Consider the following 21,851-nt stretch of genomic DNA (forward strand, 5'->3'; position numbering starts at 1 on the left):
TGCGTTCCGTCAGTGTGTGCCGGCGGCGCTGGCCCGGCTGGCTTGCTGGCCGCGCTTGCCGTCTGCAGGTCGCGAGGCAGCCTCGATCACCTTGCCGCCCGGGCGCAGATTCTGGCCGCCTTCAAGTACCACCTTGGTATTGCCGGTAATGCCGGTAACAATGGCACGTTCCTGATAGACCTGCACCACCTGTACCGGTTGTGCGCTGACGGTGTCGTCGTTGCCAACTACGTAGACAAATTGCCCGCTGCTGTTGTTTTGAATCGCCTGGGCCGGCAGCGTGACGGCATCGGCAATTTCGCCGGCTTTGACCTTCACCGAGACAAATTGGCCGGGCCAGAGCTGGTGCTGGCCGTTGGCAAATTGTGCCTTGATGCCAATGGTGCCGGCGGTACGATCGATGCTGTTTTCCACGAAAGTGATTTGCCCGCGCAAAGGCTGGCCTGCCCCGGTGTCGATGAGGACCTGCACTTTGTCACGTGCCTTGGCATCGGTCAGCATGGGCAGGAAGCGTTCTGGCAAGGTAAAGCTGACACCAATCGGGTCCAGGCGCGTGATTCTCACCAGTGCAGTCGTGGTGTTGGCCTGCACCAGGCTGCCGGTGCGTACATCGATGCGTCCGGCGCGACCGGCGAACGGTGCACGGACAAAGTTGTAGGAATGCAGAACCTTGGCCGATTCAAGCGTGGCGATATCCTGTGCCAGTGTGGATTCGGCCGAATCCAGTTTGGCGCGGGTAGTATCCAATCCGGCGGGAGAGATGAAATTCTTGCTGGCCAGATCCTGTGCGCGCTGCCAGTCACGCTTGGCGATCTCGAGTTGGGTCCGGCTGCCGATCACGCGTGCCTCGGCTTTCTGCAGATTGGCAGCATCGTCGCTCGCATCCAGAGAAAACAGCAACTGACCTTTTTTTACCTGATCGCCTTCCTGGAAATGAATCTGGCTGACAGTGCCGGTTTTCTGCGGACGTAGATCCACCTCGTCGAGCGAAATCACATTGCCCTGCGATGCCATGATCAATGGAATGGATTCGGTTCTGGATAGGGTGGTGCTGACGGTTTGTGCACGGGCGGCGCGGGGATGCGCCGATGGAGTGCTGGCCTGGGGAGATGTCGTCGACTCGGGCTTGCTTCCCCCGCATGCCGTCAGGGTTAGACAAAGCACGAGCGGAGCGGCAAGTCGATGATCAATCATGCATGATTCCCTGTTTTTCACCCTGACGATAACGACGTGTGATGTAAACCATTACCAGTGCCACGAGCAGGCCAAACCCTGTGATGATGGCGTGCATGGGCGGTACGCCACTGCTGGAAAACTGTTGGATGACAGAAGCTGGCGCATCGGCTGGCACGTCTTCACTCAGGAATTTGACCAGCAATGCATGGGCGCCGACCATGACCAGGATGCCCAGATTTTCGTTGAAGTTCTGTACGGCAATCGAATGCCCTGCGCCCATCAGCATGTAGCCGCGGTGTTGCAGCATTGCGTTCAGCGGCACAACAAAGAAGCCGGAGAGAGCACCCACGACAAACATCATCAGGGCGGCTATCCAGGTTTCATGGACGAACAGCATGCCCACGATGCCTACGCCCATGGCGATGCCGGCCGGCAATACCGAGAATGCCTTTTTCAGGGGGATCCAGCGGCCGGCAATCACCGCGCCGAAGGCAACGCCAAATGCTACGATCGCAACGAGCCGCGTTGCCTGCTCCATCGAGTAGCTCAGCCAGATGATCGCCCAGTTGATCACTACCAGCCGCATGGTTGCACCCGCCCCCCAGAACAACGTGGTGACGCCGAGCGACAGGCCGCCTTGCGGATCGCGCCACAGGCGTTTTACGCACCACCAGAATTCGCGCGCCAGGTGCATCGGCTTGAGGTGCAGGGCCTTGAGTCGTACGTTGAGTTTCGGGATATACACATTGAGCCATGCCGCCAGCAGGTAGATGACGATAATGGCACCGATGGCGAATTCCGGTGGCGATATATGATTGCCAAGGACAAAGGTGCCGATATGGTGGGTGTTGAGGAAGGCGTGAATCCAGTTCCCGCACAAAAAGCCGCCGAGCAGTGTCCCGAAAATGATGGCGCCCACGGTGGCGCCCTCAAGCCAGCCATTGGCGGCAACCAGTTTTTCGTGCGGCAGATATTCGGTGATGATGCCGTATTTGGCCGGCGAGTAGGCCGCTGCGCCGAATCCCACCACGGCATAGGCAATGATCGGTGGTACCCCGATCAACATGCCCAGACAGCCAGCCAGCTTGATGCCATTGCAGATCATCATTGCGCGTCCCTTGTGCATGGAATCGGCGAATGAACCGGCAAAGGGGGCCAGCACGACGTAGGAGGTGGTGAAGCTCCATAGCAGCAAGGATAAGTGCCATTCTGGCGCGGCCTGTACCTTCAGCAGGGCAATGGCGGCGATGAACAGGGCATTGTCGGCCAAGGCAGACAGGAACTGCGAGCCGAGAATGATGAAGAAACCAAAATTCATGGGAAGGCATACTTCCGGTTAAGCCGAGTGCGTTTTATACCACGAATGTGTAAGGATGGTATTGTCACTACCGGAACCGGTCCCAATGTTGCACTGCAATGATCTATAATCGACCGTCTGTGTTTACCAGCCCGCTACCTCATCATGGCACGTCCCATCCTGGCAACCATTCACACCCAGTCCCTGCTGCACAATTACCGTTTGCTCAAGGCGCTGGCGCCTAATAGCCAAGCCTACGCCGTGATCAAGGCCAATGCCTATGGTCACGGACTGGTGCGCACGGCGCAGGCGCTGGCCAAGGCTGACGGTTTCGCCCTGCTCGAAATCGAGCAAGCACAGGTATTGCGTGAACTGGGATTCGATCAGCCTATCCTGTTGCTCGAGGGGGTGTTCGAGCCGGTAGAGCTGGAAATCTGTGCCCAGTACGATTTTCGTATCGCGGTACACAGCGAGCAGCAGTTGCAGTGGCTGGAATCCGCCAGGTTGCCGCATCCGCTGCGGGTGTGTCTGAAGCTTAATACCGGCATGAGCCGGTTGGGCTTCGAGGCGGAAAGGGCGCATGAACTGGTGTCGCGCCTGTCTGAATGCAATAACGTGCTGTCTGTCACCTTGATGGCGCACTTTGCCACGGCCGATGAGCCGGACAAGGGCGTCGATTGGCAGCTGGAACGCTTCCGTGCGGCGACGGCCGGTTTGAATCTGCCAGTTTCGCTGGCCAATTCGGCAGCGTTGTTTGATTACCCGCAAACGCATGCTGAGTGGGTGCGGCCCGGTATTACCCTGTATGGCTCATCACCGTTTGCAGATCGTACCGCCAATGATCTGGGGCTCAAGGCAGCAATGTCGTTGACTTCGCGCATCATTGGCGTGCAGTCGCTCAATCCCGGCGCAAGCGTAGGCTACGGGGCGGCTTTTCGTGCCGACAAGCCAATGCGTATCGGCGTGGTGGCATGCGGTTATGCCGATGGTTACCCGCGTCATGCGCCAACCGGTACGCCTGTCTGGGTTTGCGGGCAGCGCAGCAGGCTGGTCGGCCGTGTATCCATGGATATGCTTGCAATCGATTTAACCGATATTGCGCAGGCCGAAGTTGGCAGTCCGGTCGAACTTTGGGGCTGCAACCTGTCTATTGATGAAGTGGCGGCTGCCGCAGGTACCATCAGTTATGAATTGATGTGTGCCTTGGCGCTGCGCGTACCCGTTGTTACGGACTGAGGTGAAGTAATCGATGACAGGCGGCTCGAAAATGTCGGGCGCTTTCATTACAATAACCGCCTCAAAAGAATTCCCTTTTATTTCTATTGCAACCCGCAGGTTGAATCATGGCTTTAATTGTCCAGAAATACGGCGGTACCTCGGTCGGAAGTCCTGACCGGATCAAGAACGTGGCACGCCGCGTGGCGAAATTCAAGGCACAGGGCCACGATCTGGTTGTGGTGGTTTCCGCGATGTCCGGCGAAACCAACCGCCTGATCGCCCTAGCCAAGGAAATCCAGACAAATCCAGATCCGCGTGAACTCGACGTGATCATTTCGACCGGAGAGCAGGTCACCATCGGTCTGTTGGCCATGGCACTCAAGGAAGTTGGTGTCGATGCCGTCAGCTATACCGGTGGCCAGGTCAAGATCCTGACCGACAGTGCCTTCACCAAGGCTCGCATCCAGTCGATTGACGATGAAAACATGCGTGCCGATCTGGCCGCAGGCAAAGTGGTCATCGTCGCCGGTTTCCAGGGGGTTGATGCCGAAGGCAGTATCACCACGCTGGGCCGTGGGGGATCCGATACCACCGGTGTTGCCCTGGCCGCTGCGCTCAAGGCAGATGAATGCCAGATCTATACCGATGTCGATGGTGTCTATACCACCGATCCGCGCGTGGTACCTGAAGCGCGCAAACTCAAGACCATCACCTTTGAAGAAATGCTGGAAATGGCCAGCCTGGGCTCCAAGGTGCTGCAGATCCGCTCGGTTGAATTCGCCGGCAAATACAATGTGAAATTGCGTGTGCTCTCCAGCTTCCAGGAAGAAGGCGAGGGCACCCTGATTACCTTCGAGGAAGACAGCAACATGGAAAAGCCCGTCATCTCCGGCATCGCCTTCAATCGTGACGAAGCCCGCATCAATGTGATGGGTGTACCGGACAAGCCCGGTATCGCCTACCAGATTCTGGGGCCGGTGGCTGATGCCAATGTCGATGTCGACATGATCATCCAGAACGTAGGCCAGGATGGCACGACCGACTTCTCGTTTACGGTGCCGAAGAACGACCTGGCTCGCGCGATCAAGGTGCTTGAAGGCGTGCAGGCGCATATCGGCGCGCGCACCATTCAAGGCGACGACAAGATTTGCAAGGTATCGATCGTTGGCGTGGGTATGCGTTCGCACGTTGGTGTCGCAGCCACCATGTTCCGTACACTGGCTGAAGAAGGCATCAATATCCAGATGATTTCTACTTCCGAGATCAAGATTTCCGTGGTGGTGGAAGAGAAATATCTCGAATTGGCAGTGCGTGTACTGCACAAGGCATTTGGTCTGGAGCAGGCATCGTAATCAGCCAATAAATTTCCTGTTTCCGGCTTGACGCTGCGGGATGATCAACGTATGATCCCGCTTCCCTTGACGGAGACGTGGATGAGTGGCTGAAATCACTCCCCTGCTAAGGGAGCATAGGGGCCAAAACCTCTATCGAGGGTTCGAATCCCTCCGTCTCCGCCAGGTTTTACCGGCGACGGTAAATTTGGAAAAAAGTAGTAAATCAGCGCGGCCGTAGCTCAGTTGGATAGAGTATCTGGCTACGAACCAGAGGGTCAGGAGTTCGAATCTCTTCGGCCGCGCCACTTGCCTCAGTCCCCATCGTCTAGAGGCCTAGGACACCGCCCTTTCACGGCGATAACCGGGGTTCGAATCCCCGTGGGGACGCCAACCTTTGGATGGTTGGGTCAGAAATAAAAGTCTTGAATGAAAATGGCAAAACAAGGCGATAGCCTTTTTTTCCATCTTCATTGAATGGCTGGCACTTGATCGGCAGCCCTCCCAAGAAATCCCGAATTACTTTTCTGCCTTGATCACCCCCTTGTGCGAGTAGCGCCTTGATGTTGTGCAAGGACGTACTAATCTGCCCAACCAATTTCTCGACATCCTTCGGCGCCAGCGTTTTCTCCTGACTCAATTCCGCGATTTGTCTTTCCAGTACGGTTTTGCGATCTTCGCGTTGTTTGATTTGCTGGCCCAACCCAGTCGGCGTGTTTTCAGCGCCTTCGGCTGCCATCGTCCATAAATTCTCGATTTGCCGAGCAAGCTTGTTTACTTCACTCTGCAAGTTTTCCATGGTTTGTTGCCGAGGTGCGCTTTCTTCTTTCAGCAGATTGCTCACTTCCTCAACCAGCATGTTGATAGCGTAAGGTGACAAGAACTCCGACTGAAGCGCCTGCACAACTTGATCCTCAAAAAGCTCGATCGGCTTGCGCAGCGAGTTGCTACATCTAACCTCCCCGAATGTTTTGTACCCACCGCACATATAGGACATTACAGACCTGCGCGTACTACCACTGCCATAACTGCCGCGTACGACGACCATGCGGCTGCCGCATTCGCAAACCATGAGGCCCGAGAGCATATAATTGGATTGCCGTTGCTTATCAATCCGCCCCGCGCTCTGTTTACTATAGGCCTGCGCTTCCGCTTCAAGACGTTTCTGAACCTCCTCCCAAAGTTTGGCATCCACAATACGCAAGTCGGGTCGTTCCACCCGAATCCATTCGGAATCATTCTGGAGTACGCGAAGCTTCGCGCGCTTGTTTTTATAGGTGTTGCGATATTTCCCATAAACAACTTTTCCCACATAGCGCTCATTGCGTAGCATCTCCCGGATGCCACTGGGTGCCCAAAGCGCTTTACTCGGTGCCTGGGGTTTTTTGCCGCCAAAATAGCGAGTCAGACAATTGACATAAGTATCCTGGGCGACACCATTCAATGTTTTGGCGATCGAGTCATAACCATATCCTGCCAGATACATCGCAAAGATCCCGCGCACCACTTCTGCTTGATCAGGGTAAATTTTGTGATCGGTAAAGGCGCGGACAGAGAAGCCGAGCGCCGAAAGATTGTTGATCTGAATGTTCTCATAGCCATAGACCCGTCCCCCGGTGACCACCCCTTGCATGGCCAGGCGAATCAGTGCATCCCGTGAGCGCTTGCTGGCATTTTCGCGCTCTTCTGCTGCAAGAATGGATTTGACGAACAGAATCAGCGCATCCATATTGCTAGAAATTTTTTCCTCTTGCCTGCTCAGGTAAGAATGGACCGAAATACCGACTTCTTTGAGGGAGTACATCACTTCCAGCGTTGCAAAAGCCTCCCGGCCCAAGCGCGAGAGTTCTGATACCACCAAGATCTGAAACTGTTCGGTGGCAGCGAGCAATTTTTTGAGACCTGGACGATGGATGAATTCCGCACCTGAAGTTTTCTCATCGAAAAAAATCAGGTGTTCGGGCACAACCCAGCCTTGCGATTCGGCATAGGCTTTGGCATGGTCGATTTGACGTGTCACCGAAGTATTGGCAGCGGCCTTGTCAGAATCATCCGTCGATTTACGTGCATAAATGGCTGCAATGAGAGGCTGAACGCTTTTCATGGTTTACTCCTGTTTTTCCGAATTGGTGGATTGTGTTGTTGCGAGCAGGCTCGGCTCTGCGGCAGCAGGTTGTTTCAGGTGGCTGACGATTAATTCCGCCATGCTGCGACTAGCACGCCGCTGCCCCGCTAAACGTTGAATGCGCTCCATCGCATCCATGCAGACCGTGAAGTGATCTGACTCATGAGATGTAGCCTGTTCATGCCATCGGATGCCATGGTCGGCATGTTCTTGTGACAAGCGGTTAAGACGATCCAGCCCGTCCAGCAAAGTCTTCAGTTGCGTTTGTTTACATGACATCGCTTTATTCCTTTCAAGTTGCTTGGTGAAAGTATGTAATCACGATGTATCAGCAGTCGGCAAATTGAAGGCCGGTCAATTCCTGTATGTGTGATCTACTTCACACCCTCGGCCTACAATTTGACGCCCCCTTAAAAAAAGCCTATGCGCGGCTTGTCTTCATCCACCTCTATTTCCGGTGGCTGCGGCAACAGATTGCCCTTGTGCTGCAATAAGGCGTCCGGCGAATCGAAGCGAGCCAGCGCTGCATCAAAGCCCGTTTCCAGCCGCTTGCGCAGTTCGCGAATGTTCGGACAGTGGGCCAGAAACGCAGCCTGCACCGCCTCGGGCAGCTCGGCCTGAAACAACTGGTCGCGCCCCTCCTGCCGCCGCAGTTGGGTGTACAGCTGCTGCAAGATCTGCGGCCATGCCTGGCGCTGTGGCGCGCTGATCGGATAGGACTGGAAACGGTTCCGCAGTGGCGCAGGCAGTTCTGCACTGCTGTTGGCGGTGGCGAGGAAGGTGCAATAACGCAAATCCATCGGCACTTCGACAAACTTGTCTTCAAAGCGCCGGGCGTTTTCCGGTTCGAGCAGCACCAGCAAGATATCGAGCGTCCAGCCATGATTGCCCAAGGCGCTCTTGTCGATCTCTTCCAGCAGTACCAGGGGATTGGCAATCGTACTTTGCGCCAGAAACAGCGCCAGTTTTCCGGGCGCGGCGGATCCCCAGTGGCGGGAAGTGCCAATCAGGGCCAGATTGTCTGCATTGCCACCCAACTGGATTTCCAGCGTCGGCAAGGCCAGGATCTCGGCCAGACAGTGCATGAGATGACTCTTGCCATTACCGGGCGGACCCAGTAGCAGAGTGGGGGAAAGCTTGAGTGGCTGCTGTGTCGCGACTTGCAACTTGATCCGATTCAGCAACGAGGTCAGCACGGCCGCCATATGCGGAAGCTGCTGCTGTAACGTTTGCAATTGCTGCCAATGATCATGATTGGGGATTCGCAACTCTTTGGGTTGGGCCAGCCCGCTCAATTGCTCGACCAGACCGACCCGATCACGCCCACGCTCACTGCCCAGCCGCTGCTGCAGCGCCACGGCATCAACCAACTGCACTTGCCGGCACGGTGCTGCCGCCACTGCCGGCGAGGTTTCCTCTGGTGGGTCGAAGGTGGGCAGACGCTGCCGTAGCCGCCCCCGTGCCGCCGCAGCGACATGGCGCGGCAGCAGGGGCAGCAGGGGCAGCAGGGTGGCGGTCTGGCCCGCCAGCCGTTCGCTCAGTGACGGCATGACTGACCTCGCTGCAACAGACCAATCTCCACCACCCAGAAGCCACAGATGTGGTCGAGACTGCGCAACAGATAGGTTTTGGCCCAACTCAGGGACGCCTCCGGCGGGAAATCCAGCCGCTGGCGCAACAGGATCTGCAAACCGCCATCCTCATCTTGCTCAATCACAACCGCCGGACCACCCCGACCATTCCAGCGATTCGCCAGCCCCACCAGCACACCCAGCCACTCGGCCGGCAAACTGGTTTCGCAGCGACTTTCCAGAAAGATCCCGTCCAGGGTGTGTTTGCAGACGATCTCGAAATTGATCTGCGCCTGCTCGCATAACACCACCAGTTCGTGATCGCCCAGATTGCTCGCGAAATACAGCGACTGGCTCGCCAGGCGTGTCTGCAATGTCTCGATCACCCAGTCCTGTACGGCAGCCGTCGCCTGCGGCAAACGCTCGGCTTCCTTCAGGAAGTTCATGGGTCCCAGATTCGCCAGCGAGACCAGTGCTTCCGGATCCCCCTCGGCCAGCCCCTGCGCGAGCAACAGATACAAGGCGGGGCGCAAACTCGGCAGCGGCAAACTGCACAACTCGGCCAGTACCGGTTCCGCCAGCCAGACCTCACGCTGCCACAGCTTCAGGCAGTACTGCTGCCAGACATAGCGCACCAGCGCCCAGCGCCAGGCCGGCGTGGTCAGATCGAAGCACGTCTGTGGCAGATAGCCGGACTCCAGTAACGGCTGGGTGTCTTCCGTCAGCCATAACCAGATCCGCCGCCCCGAGGGTTGCCCTGCTGCCCGGAGTAGCGTAGCGGCCTGCTGGCGCGAACGCGGTAGCACCATCAATTCAATGTCGCTACCTCTGGTCTCCGGCAACATCCACTCGGCCAAGTGCAGCCGACAACCGGCGGCCGCTGCTAGGACGCGCAGATCACAGGGTTGATACACCTCATCCGGCACACACACCTGCAGCAACATGCCACCCGGTTCATCGGTATCCATCAGGCGGCATTGCGTCAACAGCCAGCACGCAAGCAGATCGAAACCGGGCGGATTCTCTTCTTCCGGGTACACCGTCACCAGCGACTCGTCGTCTTCAAGCGCTGCGGCGGCCGCGGCGGCATGTTCCCATTCCATCAGCAGTGCTTCCGGCTCGGAATATTGGCCGATCGTCGTGGCTTTATCGAGCAACATGACGCACCTCCGACACAGAAGCTGGTGCGTCAGTCACCAACGGCCGTTGCTGACCGCGATAGCGGCGATCGGCATAGCGCACGTTGGCGGGCAGGGTTTCAAGGATGATGAAACTCGAACGGCTGCGCCCCAGATACACCGTGCGCCGCAACCACGCCAGTTCCGCTTCCTGCGCGGCAAGGGGGACTTCCTTGTAATGGCACTTGCTATGACGCCCCCAGTGATAGTCATGGTCCGCCAACAACCCGCCACAGCCCGTGGCCCCGGTCGCCCATATCCGCACCATCGGTGACGCCGCCCGTTCCAGCACTGCCTTGAGTACCGTCTGGCCATGATCCGGCAAGGCGCGTGACAGGATCTCCAGCAACGCCTCACAGTCCTGATCAGCATCGTGTGCGGTATAGAAGAAACCGAACTCCGCAGCCAGATAGGCCAACTTGCCGCACTCCATGCCAGCGCGGTACCAATCGACGTCCTTCCAGGAACATCCCCATGCCACCTTGCTGAATGCCGGAAAGCGTTTCTCCACGAAAGGACGATCAAAGCCGGCATGGTGCGCAATGACGATCGACACCCCGTCCAGCATCTGCAGCACCCGTGCTTCATCGAAATACGGGTAGATGAATCCCCCCGGCTCAGGCGCACGCTGCGGCAACGGCGCCTCGGGATCTTCCTCGCCCAGATAACGATCCAGCACGCGTACCACCTGACCATCGGGGGTGTACTCGAACAGGATCAGACCCAATTGATGGATACGATGCTTGCGATGGTTCTTGCCGGTCGTTTCGCAATCCAGCACCAGACCCCGCAGCAGCGGTTGGTCCAGCGGAACCGCTGTAAACACCTCACGCGGTTGCAGCCGGCGCAGCACGTGGTAATCCGGAGAGGCCTGCAGGAGTTCAGCAGCCTGGTCGAGAGAAAGGGAAGGGGTAGCGTTCATGGTGAATCTCCTATAACAAAATAATCAAATGATGATAAAAACAATCGCATACTGCTAAAAAATTTAATCGATCACACAAATAAAGTATCATCGCGTTATAGTCGCAAACGCACCGAGGGAAAGATGCTCAGATTCCGGGTCAAGGAACTCATAGCAGACAAGGAGTTTCGAGAAGGTCGCCACATCACTCTGACCGAAGTGGCAGATGCGTGCGGCATCAACCGCATGACCTTGTCGAAGATTGCCGGCAAGCGCGGGTACAGCACGGTGACCGACAATCTGGATGCGCTGTGCCGGTATTTCAGGTGCGACATCTCGGCATTGGTGGAATACCTCCCTGAAGCGCCCAAGCCGAAGAAGGTGCGCAGCCAAGACCAGAACGGTTCGATTGAGGAAATGCCGATCCGGTATGATGCGCAGGGCAAGAGGATTGAGCCGTTGTGAACGTAGTATTCTTGCTGTGCGATTGATACAAGGGCTGGTTGGCCACCTTCATTTTTATAGTTAATGCATTGATCGTATTTGTCTGATCTGACACATCGTCTTTGTGGTTTGCTTGGGTTCTGCATAATTTGTTCCTCCCGGTACTTATTTTGTCCTGAGCTGGCACAATGCCCGCCGTCTTTATTCACTTTAGTCACTTGATGAAAGTGCGTCAAGTTTTTGTTGATTTTTTTTTAATTAGATATACTTCAAGTGACTTTGAGCTGAAACGGTGGTGAGGTATGGCACAAGCTAAGGATGGCTCTACAACGCAGGTATCGTGCAGGGTTCCGAAAGAGATAGGCGAAGCTTTGCAGAAAAAGGCGCAAGAACAGGAACGTAGCTTATCTTGGGTTGTCAGCAAGATTTTGCAGCAATGGTATGAAGCTGAGCAGGTCAAGAAATAAAGTGACTAGAAGTCATCTCTTGGTATTTTTAGGGGATTGATGCTCGGGGCACTTGCTTCGTTGGAACATAATAAAGCCCATGTTTGGAACGCAAGACTTAGCGCTTTTCATCGTCTCCAGCTTGTTACTCAACATCGCGCTTGAGCCGGATTCCCTGCTAATCATGACGTGTAGTGCAACCCACGGATGGCGTGCTGGGTTTGCAGCTGCGTTTGGCATCGGAGCAGGTACGTTCTTCATATCCTTGCGGCGATCATCGCGCTGGTAGCGTTGATTCAGCGCCCGCCATTGCGCACCGGTGCGTAATATCCACAGCACGGACTCAACATATATCCGGCAAACGAGTGGTGAGCCAACGTGGATGCCTCCAACCTGACGTAGCAGTTTCAGTAGCCGCTCCCACTCGTCATCACTCAGCTTCGTTCTGTCCATCTGCGCAAAGCGGCAAATTCTACCGCCACGGCAAAACGTCAACAGAACCTAGAACAGATTGCGGCGCGTCAGGATGTCACGCTGGCTCGTAGCACCCTGAGTGAGTGGATTGGCAGGATCGGATTTGCCTTGCAGCCGTTGGCCGATCGCTTGACGGAACTATTGCAACAAAGGCACAGCCTGCATGCGGGGGTGTCCGAAATTTTGTGGGTACGCGCTCGACCGATCAAACAACTAGGCGAGTACTTCCGCGGGGGATGATTTCAAACCCGACATTTACTGCTTCGCCGACGTAATCCATATCCTGACTCATCCGAATCATCATTCTCGCTGTGGTTTCAGCAATCACATCAGCATTGATGCTGATTGTGGAGAGCGATACAGGCTGTAGGTGCGAACTAACGGGGAAATCACCAAAACCCAGCACGCTCAGTTTATCCGGTACGGCAATCCCCTTGTCTGCAGCCTCCATTAGCAATGCCGCACCTATGGCATCGCTGGATGCTAGGATGCCATCCAGACCGCGTTCCTTTACCATTGTTTTCAGTAATAGCGGGCGTGTTTCTTCGTAGACATCGCCATCACGCGGCACGTCTACCACAATAGGCCCCATACCTTTTTCCTCAACAGCTTTGAGATAGCCGCTGTAGCGTTTGCGTGCTCGAACGTCATCTTTGAAGCGTGTTGTGAAAAAAGCGATTTTTTTGCAACCGGATTCGTGTAGATAGCAAGTTGCCTGATAACCGGCCTCGTAATGATTAATCCCAACCTGTGCCGGAAAAATCCCACCTTCCACCTGCCACATCTGTACCACTGGTATGCCGCTATTGAGCAGCATCTTGACCGTAGCCTCCGTGTGCTCTGGGCCGGCAATTGCAATGGCGGCTGGCGACCACTCTAGAATCGAGCGCACCTGGTTTTCTTCTTTTTCAAGACTGTGGTTGTGTGAGGCAATCAATAACTGAAACCCCGCAGCGCTGACGATGTCCTCAATCCGCTGAATAGCTTCACCAAAAATGATGTTTGAGACGGATGGCACTACTACAGCCATCGATAGGCGGCGTCCGCCGGTGAACTGGCTTGCAATCTTGTTGTGTACATAACCAAGTTCCTCAATGGCCTGCTTGATTCTGGCCGCAGTCTTGGATGACACCTTATCCGGGTGGCGTACATACAGGGATACCGTTGACGGCGACACCTTGGCCAGTGCGGCCACATCGTCCAGTTTGACGGTTTGTTTGAATCTTTGTCGCATATGCAATGAGCCTGAATCGAATAACGATTAACCACAATCGTACTGCGCGGTGGGCTGCAGCAAGTCAGTTCGCAATGATACACCCAAGTGGAGTGCACCTTCCGCACACATGCGGAAGTGGTTCATTTGAATCCCTTGTGACAAACATTACACCAATTGTTTGATATTTATTGTAACGCTGCGAATGTGTGAAAATCATTTAAGTGTGTTTCGTTCACTGCGAAATCATTTTGTCTCACTGTTTTATGTTTAAAAATACTGATTATAAACAATACATTGAATGAATTTTGTTTATGATTGTGCAGTAGAGTACCTGTTTTCACTACTAAATCAAAGTTAGGCTGGTTTGATTAGCATCAATAATTTGCAGATATACGGTGTTGCAATCGTAGCGCTACGATCGTAAAGTTCACTCAACTTCTCGACAACCAGATCGCAGGATAAAAACATGTTCGACAGTACCAATTTGAAGAGGATGGATATATCGGAACTGCGCAGCCAGCGCTGGTATGCGCCGAACACGATCCGTGCCTTTGCCCACCGCCAACGCACCCAGCAGATGGGTTTGGGGCGTGATGAATTCATGAGCAAGCCCGTTATTGGCATCATCAACACCTGGAGCGAACTCAGTGCCTGCCACATTCATCTGCGCGAACGCGCCGAAGCGGTGAAGCGTGCGGTCTGGGCCGCCGGTGGCTACCCGGTCGAATTGCCGGCGCTGTCTGTGGGTGAAGTTATGGTCAAGCCGACCACCATGCTTTACCGCAACTTTTTGGCCATGGAAACCGAGGAGCTGCTCCGTCAGCATCCGATCGATGGTGCCGTCCTGATGGGGGGGTGCGACAAGTCAACGCCAGCGCTGTTGATGGGGGCGCTGAGCATGGATATCCCGACGATCTTCCTTCCGGCAGGCCCGATGTCCAGCGGAAAGTGGCACGGCCACACCACCGGTGCCGGCACGCATACCAAGAAGTACTGGGACCAACTGCGCATCGGCACGATCAAGGAACACGACTGGATCGAGCTTGAAGGTGCAATGACCCGCTCGATCGGCACCTGCAACACCATGGGTACCGCCTCGACAATGACCTCGATTGCGGATGCCATCGGCTTCATGCTACCGGGCGCAAGCTCGACTCCGGCGGCTGATTCGCGCCATACCCAGATGGCAGCGCAATGTGGCAAAACCATCGTCGATATGGTTTGGTACGACCACAAGCCGTCGAAGTGGTTGACGCGGGAAAACTTCCTCAACGGCATCGTTGCCTATATGGCGCTCGGTGGCTCGACCAACGCCGCGATTCACCTGATCGCGATGGCCAATCGCGCCAAGATCAAGATCACGCTCGACGACATGGCCGCCATCGCTCGCAAAGTGCCTGTACTCGCCAACCTGTTCCCGTCCGGTGACCGGCTGATGGAAGAATTCTACTTTGCCGGTGGCTTGATGGCCCTGATGAAGAAGGTGGAACCGTTCCTGAATACGGAAGTCGTCGGCATCACCAACCAGCCGGTTTCTGCCTGGATTGAAAATGCCACCTGCTATGACGACAACGTGATTCGTGGCATGGATAACCCGGTAATTCCGCTGTCACAAGGCTGTGCGCTCGCTGTGTTGCGCGGCAACCTCTGCCCGAATGGTGCGGTGATGAAATCCTCGGCTGCGAAACCTGGACTGCACAAGCACAGCGGCCCGGCCATCGTGTTCGACCACCCGCAAGAACTATCCGACAAGATCGACGACCCGGATCTGGATGTCACCAAGGACTCCGTCATCATTCTGCGTAATGCCGGCCCGATTGGTGCGCCCGGCATGCCGGAGTGGGGCAACCTGCCGATTCCGAAGAAACTGCTGCAACAGGGCGTAACCGACATGGTACGCATCTCGGACGCCCGCATGTCCGGCACCCACTATGGCGCGTGTGTGCTTCATGTTGCGCCTGAATCGGCTGCCGGTGGGCCACTGGCACTGGTACAGACCGGTGACATCATCGAACTCGACATTGAGGCCGGCACACTGAACATGCGGGTCTCCGAAGAAGAACTTGCGATCCGCAGACAGAACCTGAAGCCAACCCATCGCAAATACGAGCGTTCTTTCTCAGCCCTTTATCAACAGCATGTCACCCAAGCAGATGAAGGGTGTGATTTCGATTTTCTGCAGGCGGGTGGCGATATGCCCGAGCCAGCAATTTACTGAGGATTTAACTGATGAACACTTTCAAACACGCCATTGAAAACGGCAACACGCAGCTCGGTACCTGGTTTATGACTGGCAGTGAAGTCGTTGCTGAAGCTATCGCCCGTGTTGGCTATGACTTCTTGGTGCTTGATCAAGAACATGTGCCGATGGAAGCACCAGATGTTATTCGCATTGACCGCGCTATTCGCTCGGCTGAGGCTGGTGTCACACCGCTTTATCGCCTGGCTTGGAATGACGTAGTGCTGATCAAAAAGGCCCTTGATGGCGGTGCTATGAGTCTGATGATTCCATTCATTGAGAATGCCGCCGATGCACGTAAAGCTGTCGATGCCGCCTATTACCCACCGTTCGGCAAACGCGGATTCGCAGCAGTTCACCGCGCCAGTCAGTACGGCATCAATACAGACTTTGTGCGAGAAGCACGCGAAGAGCTGTGCCTGATCCTGCAGCTGGAAACACCGACGGCAATCGACAATATGGAAGAAATCGCCGCGATTGAAGGCGTAACTGGTCTGTTTATCGGCCCGGGCGACCTTTCCTGTGCAATGGGTCATATCGGCAATCCGTCGCATCCCGAGGTGCAGGCCAAGATCAAGGAAGGCATCGACAAGTGCCGCGCATTGGGTAAGCCGTGCGGCATCGTTGGCGGCAACCCGGAGTTGGTGAACAAATACCAGGAGTGGGGTTTCAACTTCGTGGCAATTGGTTCTGATATGAGCATGCTGATGGCGCGTGCCAAGGAACAACTGGCAGCCATTCGTGGCCAGAAAATCACCGTTTCAGGCGGCGAGGTGTACTGATGACCACGCTTGTCCACAAAACCCGGGGAGACATCTCGCTCTCCCTGGCCCCGGAATTGGGCGGCGCAGTAGCGGCACTAAAGTTCCGCGGTGTGGACATCCTGCGTCCGCTTCCGGAGCAAGGTGAACAGCGCGTGAACTTGGCTGGCAGCTTTCCGTTGGCGCCATATTCCAACCGGATTGCATATGGTCGGTTCGAGTTCGACGGCCAGACATATGAACTCGCCAAAAACTTCGGCGAGCACCCGCACTCGATTCACGGCAACGGCTGGCAGTGCGCTTGGCAAGTCGAGGACGAATCGGAAAGCCGCATCGTGCTGAAATTGCAGCACGATGCCAGTGGCGATGCCGCCCACCATTGGCCCTGGCCCTACCTCGCCCGCCAGGTATTCGAACTTGCGGATGATGCCGTCAGCATCACACTGAGCTACACCAATCTCGCCAAGCAGGATGTGCCGGTCGGGTTGGGGTTCCATCCCTATTTCGCCCGAGCTGACCGTGCACTGGTGCGTTTCTCTGCGGAAAAAGTGCTGATCAACGACGTGAATAGCTTGCCTGTTGCCATTGAAAATGTACCGGCTCATTGGGACTACCGGGAAATGCGCTCCCCGGTAGCTGGTTCGGTCGATAACTGCTTCGCTGGCTGGAATCGCCAATCCGAAATCTGCTGGCCAGATGACAAGATCAAAGCCGAAATCAGCTCGCCGGATGCATACAACGCTGTGTTCTTCGTACCTGGCATCGAAAAGAATTTCGTTGCCATCGAACCGGTCACTAACGTCAATAACGCTATCAATGATCTGACCATCGACTCCAGTAATGGCGCGATGAAGCGCGTTGGCCCGGGTGAAACCATGTCTGTCACCATGACTATCAAGGCATCTCATTATGAATAAGCCTGAAATCCTGTTCGATTACATCGGCATCCTGCCCGAATGCCCGACCTGGTGCGAAAAAACCGGTCGCTTGTACTGGACCGACATCATCAGGAAAGAAGTTCACTGGTATCAGCCAAAAACTGTGGAACACCAATCCCTGAGTTTCGATGAAGAAGTCGGCTGTTTTGCTCTGCGCGAGAAGGGCGGCTTCATTCTGGCTATGCGCAGCGGTATTTATCTCGCCGATGCAGCCGGCCAGATCGAAAAGAAGGTGTGCGACAACCCGAGCAATCCGGCCATCGCCCGCTTTAACGATGGTGGCGTGGACCAGGATGGCCGTTTCTATGCTGGCACCTACTGGGGGCCGCGCGATTTCAATGGCGCAATGCTCTGCCGCGTCGATGCCGCGTTGAAGGTCAAGGTCCTCCAGTGCGACATCCTCGGCGCCAACGGTCTTGCCTTCAGTCCGGACAAGCGCTGGATGTACACCACTGATACGCCGAACCATGTGTTGTACCGCACCCCACTCGACTCGGAAAACGGTGAACCGGGTGTGCGCGAAGTGTTCAAGCGCTTCCCTCAAGGCAATGGTCGTCCTGATGGGGCTGCGATGGATATTGAGGGTTGCTACTGGTCGGCACTGTTCGACGGCCATCGCATAGTGAGGATATCGCCCACCGGCGAAATCCTCGAAGAACACCGTCTGCCAGTGCGCTGCCCGACGATGGTCTGTTTCGGCGGTGACGACATGAAAACGCTGTTCATCACCACTACGCGTGAAAACATGTCTGCAGAAGAAATCTCCGAGCGTCCGCTTTCTGGCGCGATTTTTACCCTGCGTACCCAAGTAGCCGGTATGCACAAACCAACCTTCAAAGAGAACTGACATGAAAAAGATCGGCTTCATTGGACTGGGCCTTATGGGCGAAGCCATGTCCAAGAACATCGTTGCCAAGTTTGATGGTGAAGTCTGGGTTTACGACCTCAACAAGGATGCTGTGGCCAAGATCGTGGATGCGGGCGCCAAAGCTGCTTCGTCGATTGCCGAGATCGCGCAGGTGACCGACGTCGTGATTACCATGGTGCCGAAATCCGAACATGTGCGCGCGGTCTATGCAGAAATGCTGCCGCATCTGCATGCGGGGCAGATCACCATCGACATGTCGACGATTGATCCCGGCGTTTCCAGTTCGCTGGCTGAGCAGGTGCGGGCCAAGGGCGCGGAAATGCTTGATGCCCCAGTGGTGAAGTCGGTTCCGGCGGCCATCAAGGCTGAACTGGGTATCTATGTCGGTGGTAGCCGCGAGGCCCATGAAAAAGTACGCCCAATTCTCGCGATGATGGGCTGCAACCAGATTTACCTCGGAGAGAACGGCCGAGGACTAGTCATGAAGATGCTTCACAACGTGCTGGTTGCAAGTATCCAGAATAGTGTCAACGAAATGCTGGCTGCTGCTGAGGCTTATGGCATCGACAAGTCTAGTTTCAACGAAGCCATTTCCTACGGCGGCGGCAGTAATTTTTATCTGACCAGCAAAATCAACAGTCTGATCAATGCCGATTTCAAACCGGCCTTCTCGCTGGAGAACATGGCAAAAGACGTGAACATCATGCATAGCATGATGCAGGAAAAACACCTCAATCTACCGGGTGTAGAGCAAGTGAAGAAGATATATGACCAAGGCATGGCGGCAGGTATTGGTGCGGAAGATTTCTGCGCTACCTTCAAGCTGGTCAAGCAAAACATCAATTTATAAATAAAAGACCAGTTCCTGAATTTGGCGGGATCAGAAGCATTTCGAATCAAGAGGAGGTGTAAATTGAACTACCTAGAAAACGTGAAGTACGCATCACTGACGGACAAAGTGGTCGCAATAACGGGGGGTGCATCCGGAATTGGTGAAGAGCTGGTTCGTGCATTTGTCAGCCAGGGATCCAAAGTGGCATTCATGGACTTCAATCGCGATGCCGGCGAAAAGCTGGCCAGCGAGTTGGGTTGCCTATTCCTGCCTTGCGACGTTACCAAGTTGGCGGAATTCAAGGATTGCTTCAAGCAGATCGAAGCAAAACTCGGAACAGTCGACATTCTTGTCAACAATGCGGGCAGTGATGACCACCACAAGATTGAGGACATCACCGAAGAGTACTTTGAGAACCGTGTCAACGTGAACCTCCGCCACCAGATCTTCGCCATCCAGGCCGTGATTGACGGCATGGCCAAGAAAGGTGGTGGCTGCATCATCAACATGGGTTCGATTAACTGGATGCGCGGTCGCCCGGGCCGGGTGATGTATTCGCTCTCGAAAGCCGCGATTCACGGTTTTACCCGTACGCTGGCGCAGGAACTGGGCGCACGTAATATCCGCGTCAATAGCCTGGTCCCGGGGGCGATCCGCACCCCGAAGCAGGATGCCATGTGGGCCAAGATGGATCCGGCCCAAGTAAATCAATTCATCGAGATGCAGGCGCTGAAATTCCGCCTGGATGGCACGCATTGCGCACGTCTGGCGCTTTTCCTCGGATCTGATGAATCTAATGGCTGCACTGGGCAAGATTTTATTGTTGATGCCGGCTTGACATTAAATTAAGGAGTATTGGCAATGTCGTTCTTTGATATTTCAACCCCTGACGGGGTAGCTCTGGATTCAACAACAATCATTACTGTTGTTGGTTTGATGTTTATGTACACTTTTGTGGGTATTTGTGCTGGGTTTGGTGGCGGTCTTACAACTATGCCGTTGGTATCCATGCTATTGCCGGTGAAAATGGCTGCTCCAATGTCAGTCATTGTTGGTACGGCAACAGCTTTGTATGCTACATGGCTGTCTCGTAAAGATACGGATTGGAAATCGGCTGCAGTCTTAATTGCATTTTCATTTCTTGGTGTGCCTGTTGGCATCTATGCGCTATCCAACTTGCCAGACAGTATTATGAAAATGGGGTTGGGTATATTTTTGATCGTCTATTCTTTCTATAGCCTTTTCATCCCACGCCTGCCAGTTTACGATAAACGCTGGGTCGCTGCTCCGATGGGTGCTATTGCTGGTGCATTGGGTGCGGCATTTTCCACCAATGGCCCACCTGTTGTGATTTATGGCATGTTGCGTAATTTGGGTCCAGCAGCATTTCGCGGAACACTGAATGCCTTCTTTACTGCGAATAACATCACAATTATTGGCGGATTGGCTACCAGTGGAATTCTGACGGTTTCTACGGTGAAATTGGTTATCTTTGCTATTCCAACAATGATCTTGGGATCTCTGGTTGGGCAAATGGTGCATAAGCGTCTTCCTACACCTGTTTTCCGCAAGATGGTATTTATCTTGCTGATTGCTTCCGGCTCAATGCTGATTAAGGGTGCCGCTGGTTTGCCTGCCTTGCCGGTTCTAGGTGCAAGCTTCGGCACATTGCTCATTTGCCAACTTATTTTTGGTAAAAAAGTGGCTGAAATGCGTGCGGCGCAGGAAAAAAGCCAGTCCGCATAGTCAGTGCCGACGAATTTGATTATTTTTAATATGAAGGATTGCGGCTGCATCGGTATGTTTGCGGCTGCAATCCATTTTGTTCGTTTCCTTATTGTTTAACAGGGTGGTGAAAAAGGCACGACCCCAATCAAAACGCGGCCTGGCATAGGCTGAGATAATTCGAGCAACCCAACTTTCTGTTTACGACGATGCGCGGCAGTGATTTTGTTCAAGGGGCGATGTTCAGCTATGTGGATCTGGAGGACCGGATTCCTGCGGCTCATCCGCTTCGCAAATTGAAGATCGCGGTGGATGCGATTCTGGTGTCGATGAGTACCGAGTTTGACCGGCGCTATTCCCGGATTGGTCGCCCGTCGATTCCCCCCGAGCGCTTGCTGCGTGCGCTGCTGTTGCAAGTGCTGTACAGCATCCGCAGTGAACGGCAGTTGATGGAGCAACTGGATTACAACCTGCTGTTTCGCTGGTTTGTCGGGCTGGGTGTGGATGACCGGGTGTGGGAACGTACGGTGTTCTGTGCCAACCGCGACCGCTTGCTGGAGCAAACCCTGTTGCGGGATTTCTTCAGGCGGGTGCTGGTGTTGGCCGACTGGGCAGGACTGACCTCGGACGAGCATTTCAGCGTGGACGGCACGATGATCGAAGCCTGGGCCTCGCACAAAAGCTTTGTGCGCAAGGATGGCTCGGACGACCAAGATGGTGACAGTGCAGGCGATGGTCGCAATGCCGAAGTGGATTTCAAAGGCGAAAAGCGCAGCAATACCACGCACGAGTCGAAGACCGATCCGGATGCACGCCTGTACAAGAAAGCGAAGTTTGCTGAAGCCAAGCTCCGGCATTTGTCGCACATCATCATGGAAAACCGCAACGGGCTGGTGGTGGATGTGGAAACCACAAAGGCCACCGGTACAGCCGAGCGGGAGGCTGCGGAAACAATGGCCCAGCGCACATTGAACCCAGGCAGCACCCTGGCCGAAGACAAAGGTTATGACGTGGCAGATCACCAGCAGGCACTGAAGGCCCTCGGCATCAAGCCGCATACGGCCGCCAAGGAAAAAGGCAGCGCCGTGGATGGCCGGACAAAACGCAGCAA

The 21,851-nt window shown here is 54.9% G+C and carries 21 protein-coding genes, 3 tRNA genes and 1 pseudogene; 16 read left to right on the plus strand and 9 right to left on the minus strand.

Going from position 1 to position 21,851, the window contains the following annotated elements; genetic code table 11:
- Positions 1-9: 9 nt before the first annotated feature.
- On the minus strand, positions 10-1,194 hold the full coding sequence (locus AC0KVQ_RS11155) for an efflux RND transporter periplasmic adaptor subunit (protein ID WP_473421239.1): 1,185 nt from the start codon (positions 1,192-1,194) through the stop codon (positions 10-12).
- On the minus strand, positions 1,187-2,494 hold the full coding sequence (gene lplT / locus AC0KVQ_RS11160; protein ID WP_473421240.1) for a lysophospholipid transporter LplT: 1,308 nt from the start codon (positions 2,492-2,494) through the stop codon (positions 1,187-1,189). The genes AC0KVQ_RS11155 and lplT overlap by 8 nt, the downstream gene beginning before the upstream one ends.
- Before the next feature lie 144 nt (positions 2,495-2,638).
- Here lplT and alr point away from each other — a divergent pair, with 144 nt between their 5' ends.
- The 5 genes from alr (at position 2,639) to AC0KVQ_RS11185 (ending at position 5,415) form a co-directional block, all read left to right on the plus strand.
- On the plus strand, positions 2,639-3,709 hold the full coding sequence (alr, locus tag AC0KVQ_RS11165) for an alanine racemase (protein ID WP_473421241.1): 1,071 nt from the start codon (positions 2,639-2,641) through the stop codon (positions 3,707-3,709).
- 107 nt (positions 3,710-3,816) lie between these two features.
- The gene (locus AC0KVQ_RS11170) at positions 3,817-5,043 is read left to right on the plus strand and encodes an aspartate kinase (protein WP_473421242.1); all 1,227 of its coding nucleotides are present in this window, start codon (positions 3,817-3,819) and stop codon (positions 5,041-5,043) included.
- Positions 5,044-5,114: 71 nt separating this feature from the next.
- Positions 5,115-5,208: transfer RNA gene (locus AC0KVQ_RS11175), tRNA-Ser, on the plus strand.
- A gap of 45 nt (positions 5,209-5,253) precedes the next feature.
- Positions 5,254-5,330 (plus strand) — tRNA-Arg (locus AC0KVQ_RS11180).
- 9 nt (positions 5,331-5,339) lie between these two features.
- Positions 5,340-5,415 (plus strand) — tRNA-Glu (locus tag AC0KVQ_RS11185).
- Here AC0KVQ_RS11185 and AC0KVQ_RS11190 read toward each other — a convergent pair.
- From AC0KVQ_RS11190 to AC0KVQ_RS11210, 5 genes are all read right to left on the minus strand, one after another.
- On the minus strand, positions 5,375-7,126 hold the full coding sequence (locus AC0KVQ_RS11190) for a recombinase family protein (RefSeq protein ID WP_473421259.1): 1,752 nt from the start codon (positions 7,124-7,126) through the stop codon (positions 5,375-5,377). The two genes, AC0KVQ_RS11185 and AC0KVQ_RS11190, sit on opposite strands and share 41 nt — an antisense overlap.
- 3 nt (positions 7,127-7,129) lie before the next feature.
- Positions 7,130-7,426, minus strand: coding sequence for a hypothetical protein (locus AC0KVQ_RS11195; RefSeq protein ID WP_473421243.1), 297 nt, complete (start codon positions 7,424-7,426; stop codon positions 7,130-7,132).
- 131 nt (positions 7,427-7,557) lie between these two features.
- Positions 7,558-8,697: an AAA family ATPase gene (locus AC0KVQ_RS11200; RefSeq protein WP_473421244.1), complete on the minus strand. Its 1,140-nt coding sequence runs from the start codon at positions 8,695-8,697 to the stop codon at positions 7,558-7,560.
- Positions 8,685-9,878, minus strand: a complete 1,194-nt coding sequence (locus tag AC0KVQ_RS11205; protein WP_473421245.1) for a hypothetical protein — start codon at positions 9,876-9,878, stop codon at positions 8,685-8,687. The genes AC0KVQ_RS11200 and AC0KVQ_RS11205 overlap by 13 nt, the downstream gene beginning before the upstream one ends.
- Positions 9,865-10,818, minus strand: coding sequence for a 3'-5' exonuclease (locus tag AC0KVQ_RS11210; protein ID WP_473421246.1), 954 nt, complete (start codon positions 10,816-10,818; stop codon positions 9,865-9,867). The genes AC0KVQ_RS11205 and AC0KVQ_RS11210 overlap by 14 nt, the downstream gene beginning before the upstream one ends.
- 123 nt (positions 10,819-10,941) lie before the next feature.
- Between AC0KVQ_RS11210 and AC0KVQ_RS11215 the strand changes: the two genes are divergently transcribed.
- A complete protein-coding gene (locus AC0KVQ_RS11215) occupies positions 10,942-11,262 on the plus strand; it encodes a helix-turn-helix domain-containing protein (protein WP_473421247.1) in 321 nt (106 codons plus the stop codon).
- Between the two features lie 281 nt (positions 11,263-11,543).
- Entirely contained in the window at positions 11,544-11,708 is a 165-nt protein-coding gene (locus AC0KVQ_RS11220; RefSeq protein ID WP_473421248.1) for a ribbon-helix-helix domain-containing protein, read from the plus strand.
- 12 nt (positions 11,709-11,720) lie between these two features.
- Here the strand turns inward: AC0KVQ_RS11220 and AC0KVQ_RS11225 are convergent, their stop codons facing one another.
- Entirely contained in the window at positions 11,721-12,140 is a 420-nt protein-coding gene (locus AC0KVQ_RS11225; RefSeq protein WP_473421249.1) for a transposase, read from the minus strand.
- 48 nt (positions 12,141-12,188) lie between these two features.
- Here AC0KVQ_RS11225 and AC0KVQ_RS11230 point away from each other — a divergent pair.
- Positions 12,189-12,377: pseudogene (locus tag AC0KVQ_RS11230) on the plus strand (IS66 family transposase); the annotation flags it as partial.
- Here AC0KVQ_RS11230 and AC0KVQ_RS11235 read toward each other — a convergent pair.
- Complete coding sequence (locus AC0KVQ_RS11235; RefSeq protein ID WP_473421250.1) at positions 12,367-13,395, minus strand: LacI family DNA-binding transcriptional regulator; 1,029 nt, start codon at positions 13,393-13,395, stop codon at positions 12,367-12,369. The pseudogene AC0KVQ_RS11230 and the gene AC0KVQ_RS11235 sit on opposite strands and share 11 nt — an antisense overlap.
- Before the next feature lie 448 nt (positions 13,396-13,843).
- On the opposite strand from AC0KVQ_RS11235, the gene AC0KVQ_RS11240 reads away from it, so the two are divergent.
- The 8 genes from AC0KVQ_RS11240 to AC0KVQ_RS11275 all read left to right on the plus strand — a co-directional run.
- Positions 13,844-15,595 carry an IlvD/Edd family dehydratase gene (locus AC0KVQ_RS11240; RefSeq protein ID WP_473421251.1) on the plus strand — a complete coding sequence of 584 codons (1,752 nt, stop codon included), beginning with the start codon at positions 13,844-13,846 and terminating at the stop codon, positions 15,593-15,595.
- An 11-nt stretch (positions 15,596-15,606) separates the two neighbouring features.
- Complete coding sequence (locus AC0KVQ_RS11245; RefSeq protein WP_473421252.1) at positions 15,607-16,398, plus strand: HpcH/HpaI aldolase family protein; 792 nt, start codon at positions 15,607-15,609, stop codon at positions 16,396-16,398.
- Complete coding sequence (locus tag AC0KVQ_RS11250) at positions 16,398-17,294, plus strand: aldose 1-epimerase (protein WP_473421253.1); 897 nt, start codon at positions 16,398-16,400, stop codon at positions 17,292-17,294. Before AC0KVQ_RS11245 ends, AC0KVQ_RS11250 begins: the two co-directional genes overlap by 1 nt.
- Positions 17,287-18,162, plus strand: coding sequence for an SMP-30/gluconolactonase/LRE family protein (locus tag AC0KVQ_RS11255; RefSeq protein ID WP_473421254.1), 876 nt, complete (start codon positions 17,287-17,289; stop codon positions 18,160-18,162). Before AC0KVQ_RS11250 ends, AC0KVQ_RS11255 begins: the two co-directional genes overlap by 8 nt.
- 1 nt (position 18,163) lies before the next feature.
- Positions 18,164-19,033: an NAD(P)-dependent oxidoreductase gene (locus AC0KVQ_RS11260; RefSeq protein ID WP_473421255.1), complete on the plus strand. Its 870-nt coding sequence runs from the start codon at positions 18,164-18,166 to the stop codon at positions 19,031-19,033.
- Positions 19,034-19,096: 63 nt separating this feature from the next.
- Complete coding sequence (locus AC0KVQ_RS11265; RefSeq protein ID WP_473421256.1) at positions 19,097-19,864, plus strand: SDR family NAD(P)-dependent oxidoreductase; 768 nt, start codon at positions 19,097-19,099, stop codon at positions 19,862-19,864.
- 12 nt (positions 19,865-19,876) lie between these two features.
- On the plus strand, positions 19,877-20,761 hold the full coding sequence (locus AC0KVQ_RS11270; protein ID WP_473421257.1) for a sulfite exporter TauE/SafE family protein: 885 nt from the start codon (positions 19,877-19,879) through the stop codon (positions 20,759-20,761).
- A gap of 188 nt (positions 20,762-20,949) precedes the next feature.
- The coding region (locus tag AC0KVQ_RS11275) for an IS5 family transposase (RefSeq protein WP_473421258.1) at positions 20,950-21,851 on the plus strand (902 nt) is incomplete at its 3' end.

Source organism: Formivibrio sp. oc-25, assembly GCF_055810895.1.

Excerpts from the sequence above, each read along its gene's own strand:
- AC0KVQ_RS11235 (WP_473421250.1), bottom strand. The coding sequence starts at position 13,395 with ATGCGACAAAGATTCAAACAAACCGTCAAACTGGACGATGTGGCCGCA.
- AC0KVQ_RS11270 (WP_473421257.1), top strand. The coding sequence starts at position 19,877 with ATGTCGTTCTTTGATATTTCAACCCCTGACGGGGTAGCTCTGGATTCA.
- AC0KVQ_RS11210 (WP_473421246.1), bottom strand. The coding sequence starts at position 10,818 with ATGAACGCTACCCCTTCCCTTTCTCTCGACCAGGCTGCTGAACTCCTG.
- AC0KVQ_RS11245 (WP_473421252.1), top strand. The coding sequence starts at position 15,607 with ATGAACACTTTCAAACACGCCATTGAAAACGGCAACACGCAGCTCGGT.
- AC0KVQ_RS11255 (WP_473421254.1), top strand. The coding sequence starts at position 17,287 with ATGAATAAGCCTGAAATCCTGTTCGATTACATCGGCATCCTGCCCGAA.
- AC0KVQ_RS11155 (WP_473421239.1), bottom strand. The coding sequence starts at position 1,194 with ATGATTGATCATCGACTTGCCGCTCCGCTCGTGCTTTGTCTAACCCTG.
- AC0KVQ_RS11200 (WP_473421244.1), bottom strand. The coding sequence starts at position 8,697 with ATGCCGTCACTGAGCGAACGGCTGGCGGGCCAGACCGCCACCCTGCTG.
- AC0KVQ_RS11240 (WP_473421251.1), top strand. The coding sequence starts at position 13,844 with ATGTTCGACAGTACCAATTTGAAGAGGATGGATATATCGGAACTGCGC.
- AC0KVQ_RS11225 (WP_473421249.1), bottom strand. The coding sequence starts at position 12,140 with ATGGACAGAACGAAGCTGAGTGATGACGAGTGGGAGCGGCTACTGAAA.
- AC0KVQ_RS11170 (WP_473421242.1), top strand. The coding sequence starts at position 3,817 with ATGGCTTTAATTGTCCAGAAATACGGCGGTACCTCGGTCGGAAGTCCT.
- AC0KVQ_RS11190 (WP_473421259.1), bottom strand. The coding sequence starts at position 7,126 with ATGAAAAGCGTTCAGCCTCTCATTGCAGCCATTTATGCACGTAAATCG.
- lplT (WP_473421240.1), bottom strand. The coding sequence starts at position 2,494 with ATGAATTTTGGTTTCTTCATCATTCTCGGCTCGCAGTTCCTGTCTGCC.
- AC0KVQ_RS11250 (WP_473421253.1), top strand. The coding sequence starts at position 16,398 with ATGACCACGCTTGTCCACAAAACCCGGGGAGACATCTCGCTCTCCCTG.
- AC0KVQ_RS11220 (WP_473421248.1), top strand. The coding sequence starts at position 11,544 with ATGGCACAAGCTAAGGATGGCTCTACAACGCAGGTATCGTGCAGGGTT.
- AC0KVQ_RS11195 (WP_473421243.1), bottom strand. The coding sequence starts at position 7,426 with ATGTCATGTAAACAAACGCAACTGAAGACTTTGCTGGACGGGCTGGAT.
- AC0KVQ_RS11215 (WP_473421247.1), top strand. The coding sequence starts at position 10,942 with ATGCTCAGATTCCGGGTCAAGGAACTCATAGCAGACAAGGAGTTTCGA.
- alr (WP_473421241.1), top strand. The coding sequence starts at position 2,639 with ATGGCACGTCCCATCCTGGCAACCATTCACACCCAGTCCCTGCTGCAC.
- AC0KVQ_RS11260 (WP_473421255.1), top strand. The coding sequence starts at position 18,164 with ATGAAAAAGATCGGCTTCATTGGACTGGGCCTTATGGGCGAAGCCATG.
- AC0KVQ_RS11205 (WP_473421245.1), bottom strand. The coding sequence starts at position 9,878 with ATGTTGCTCGATAAAGCCACGACGATCGGCCAATATTCCGAGCCGGAA.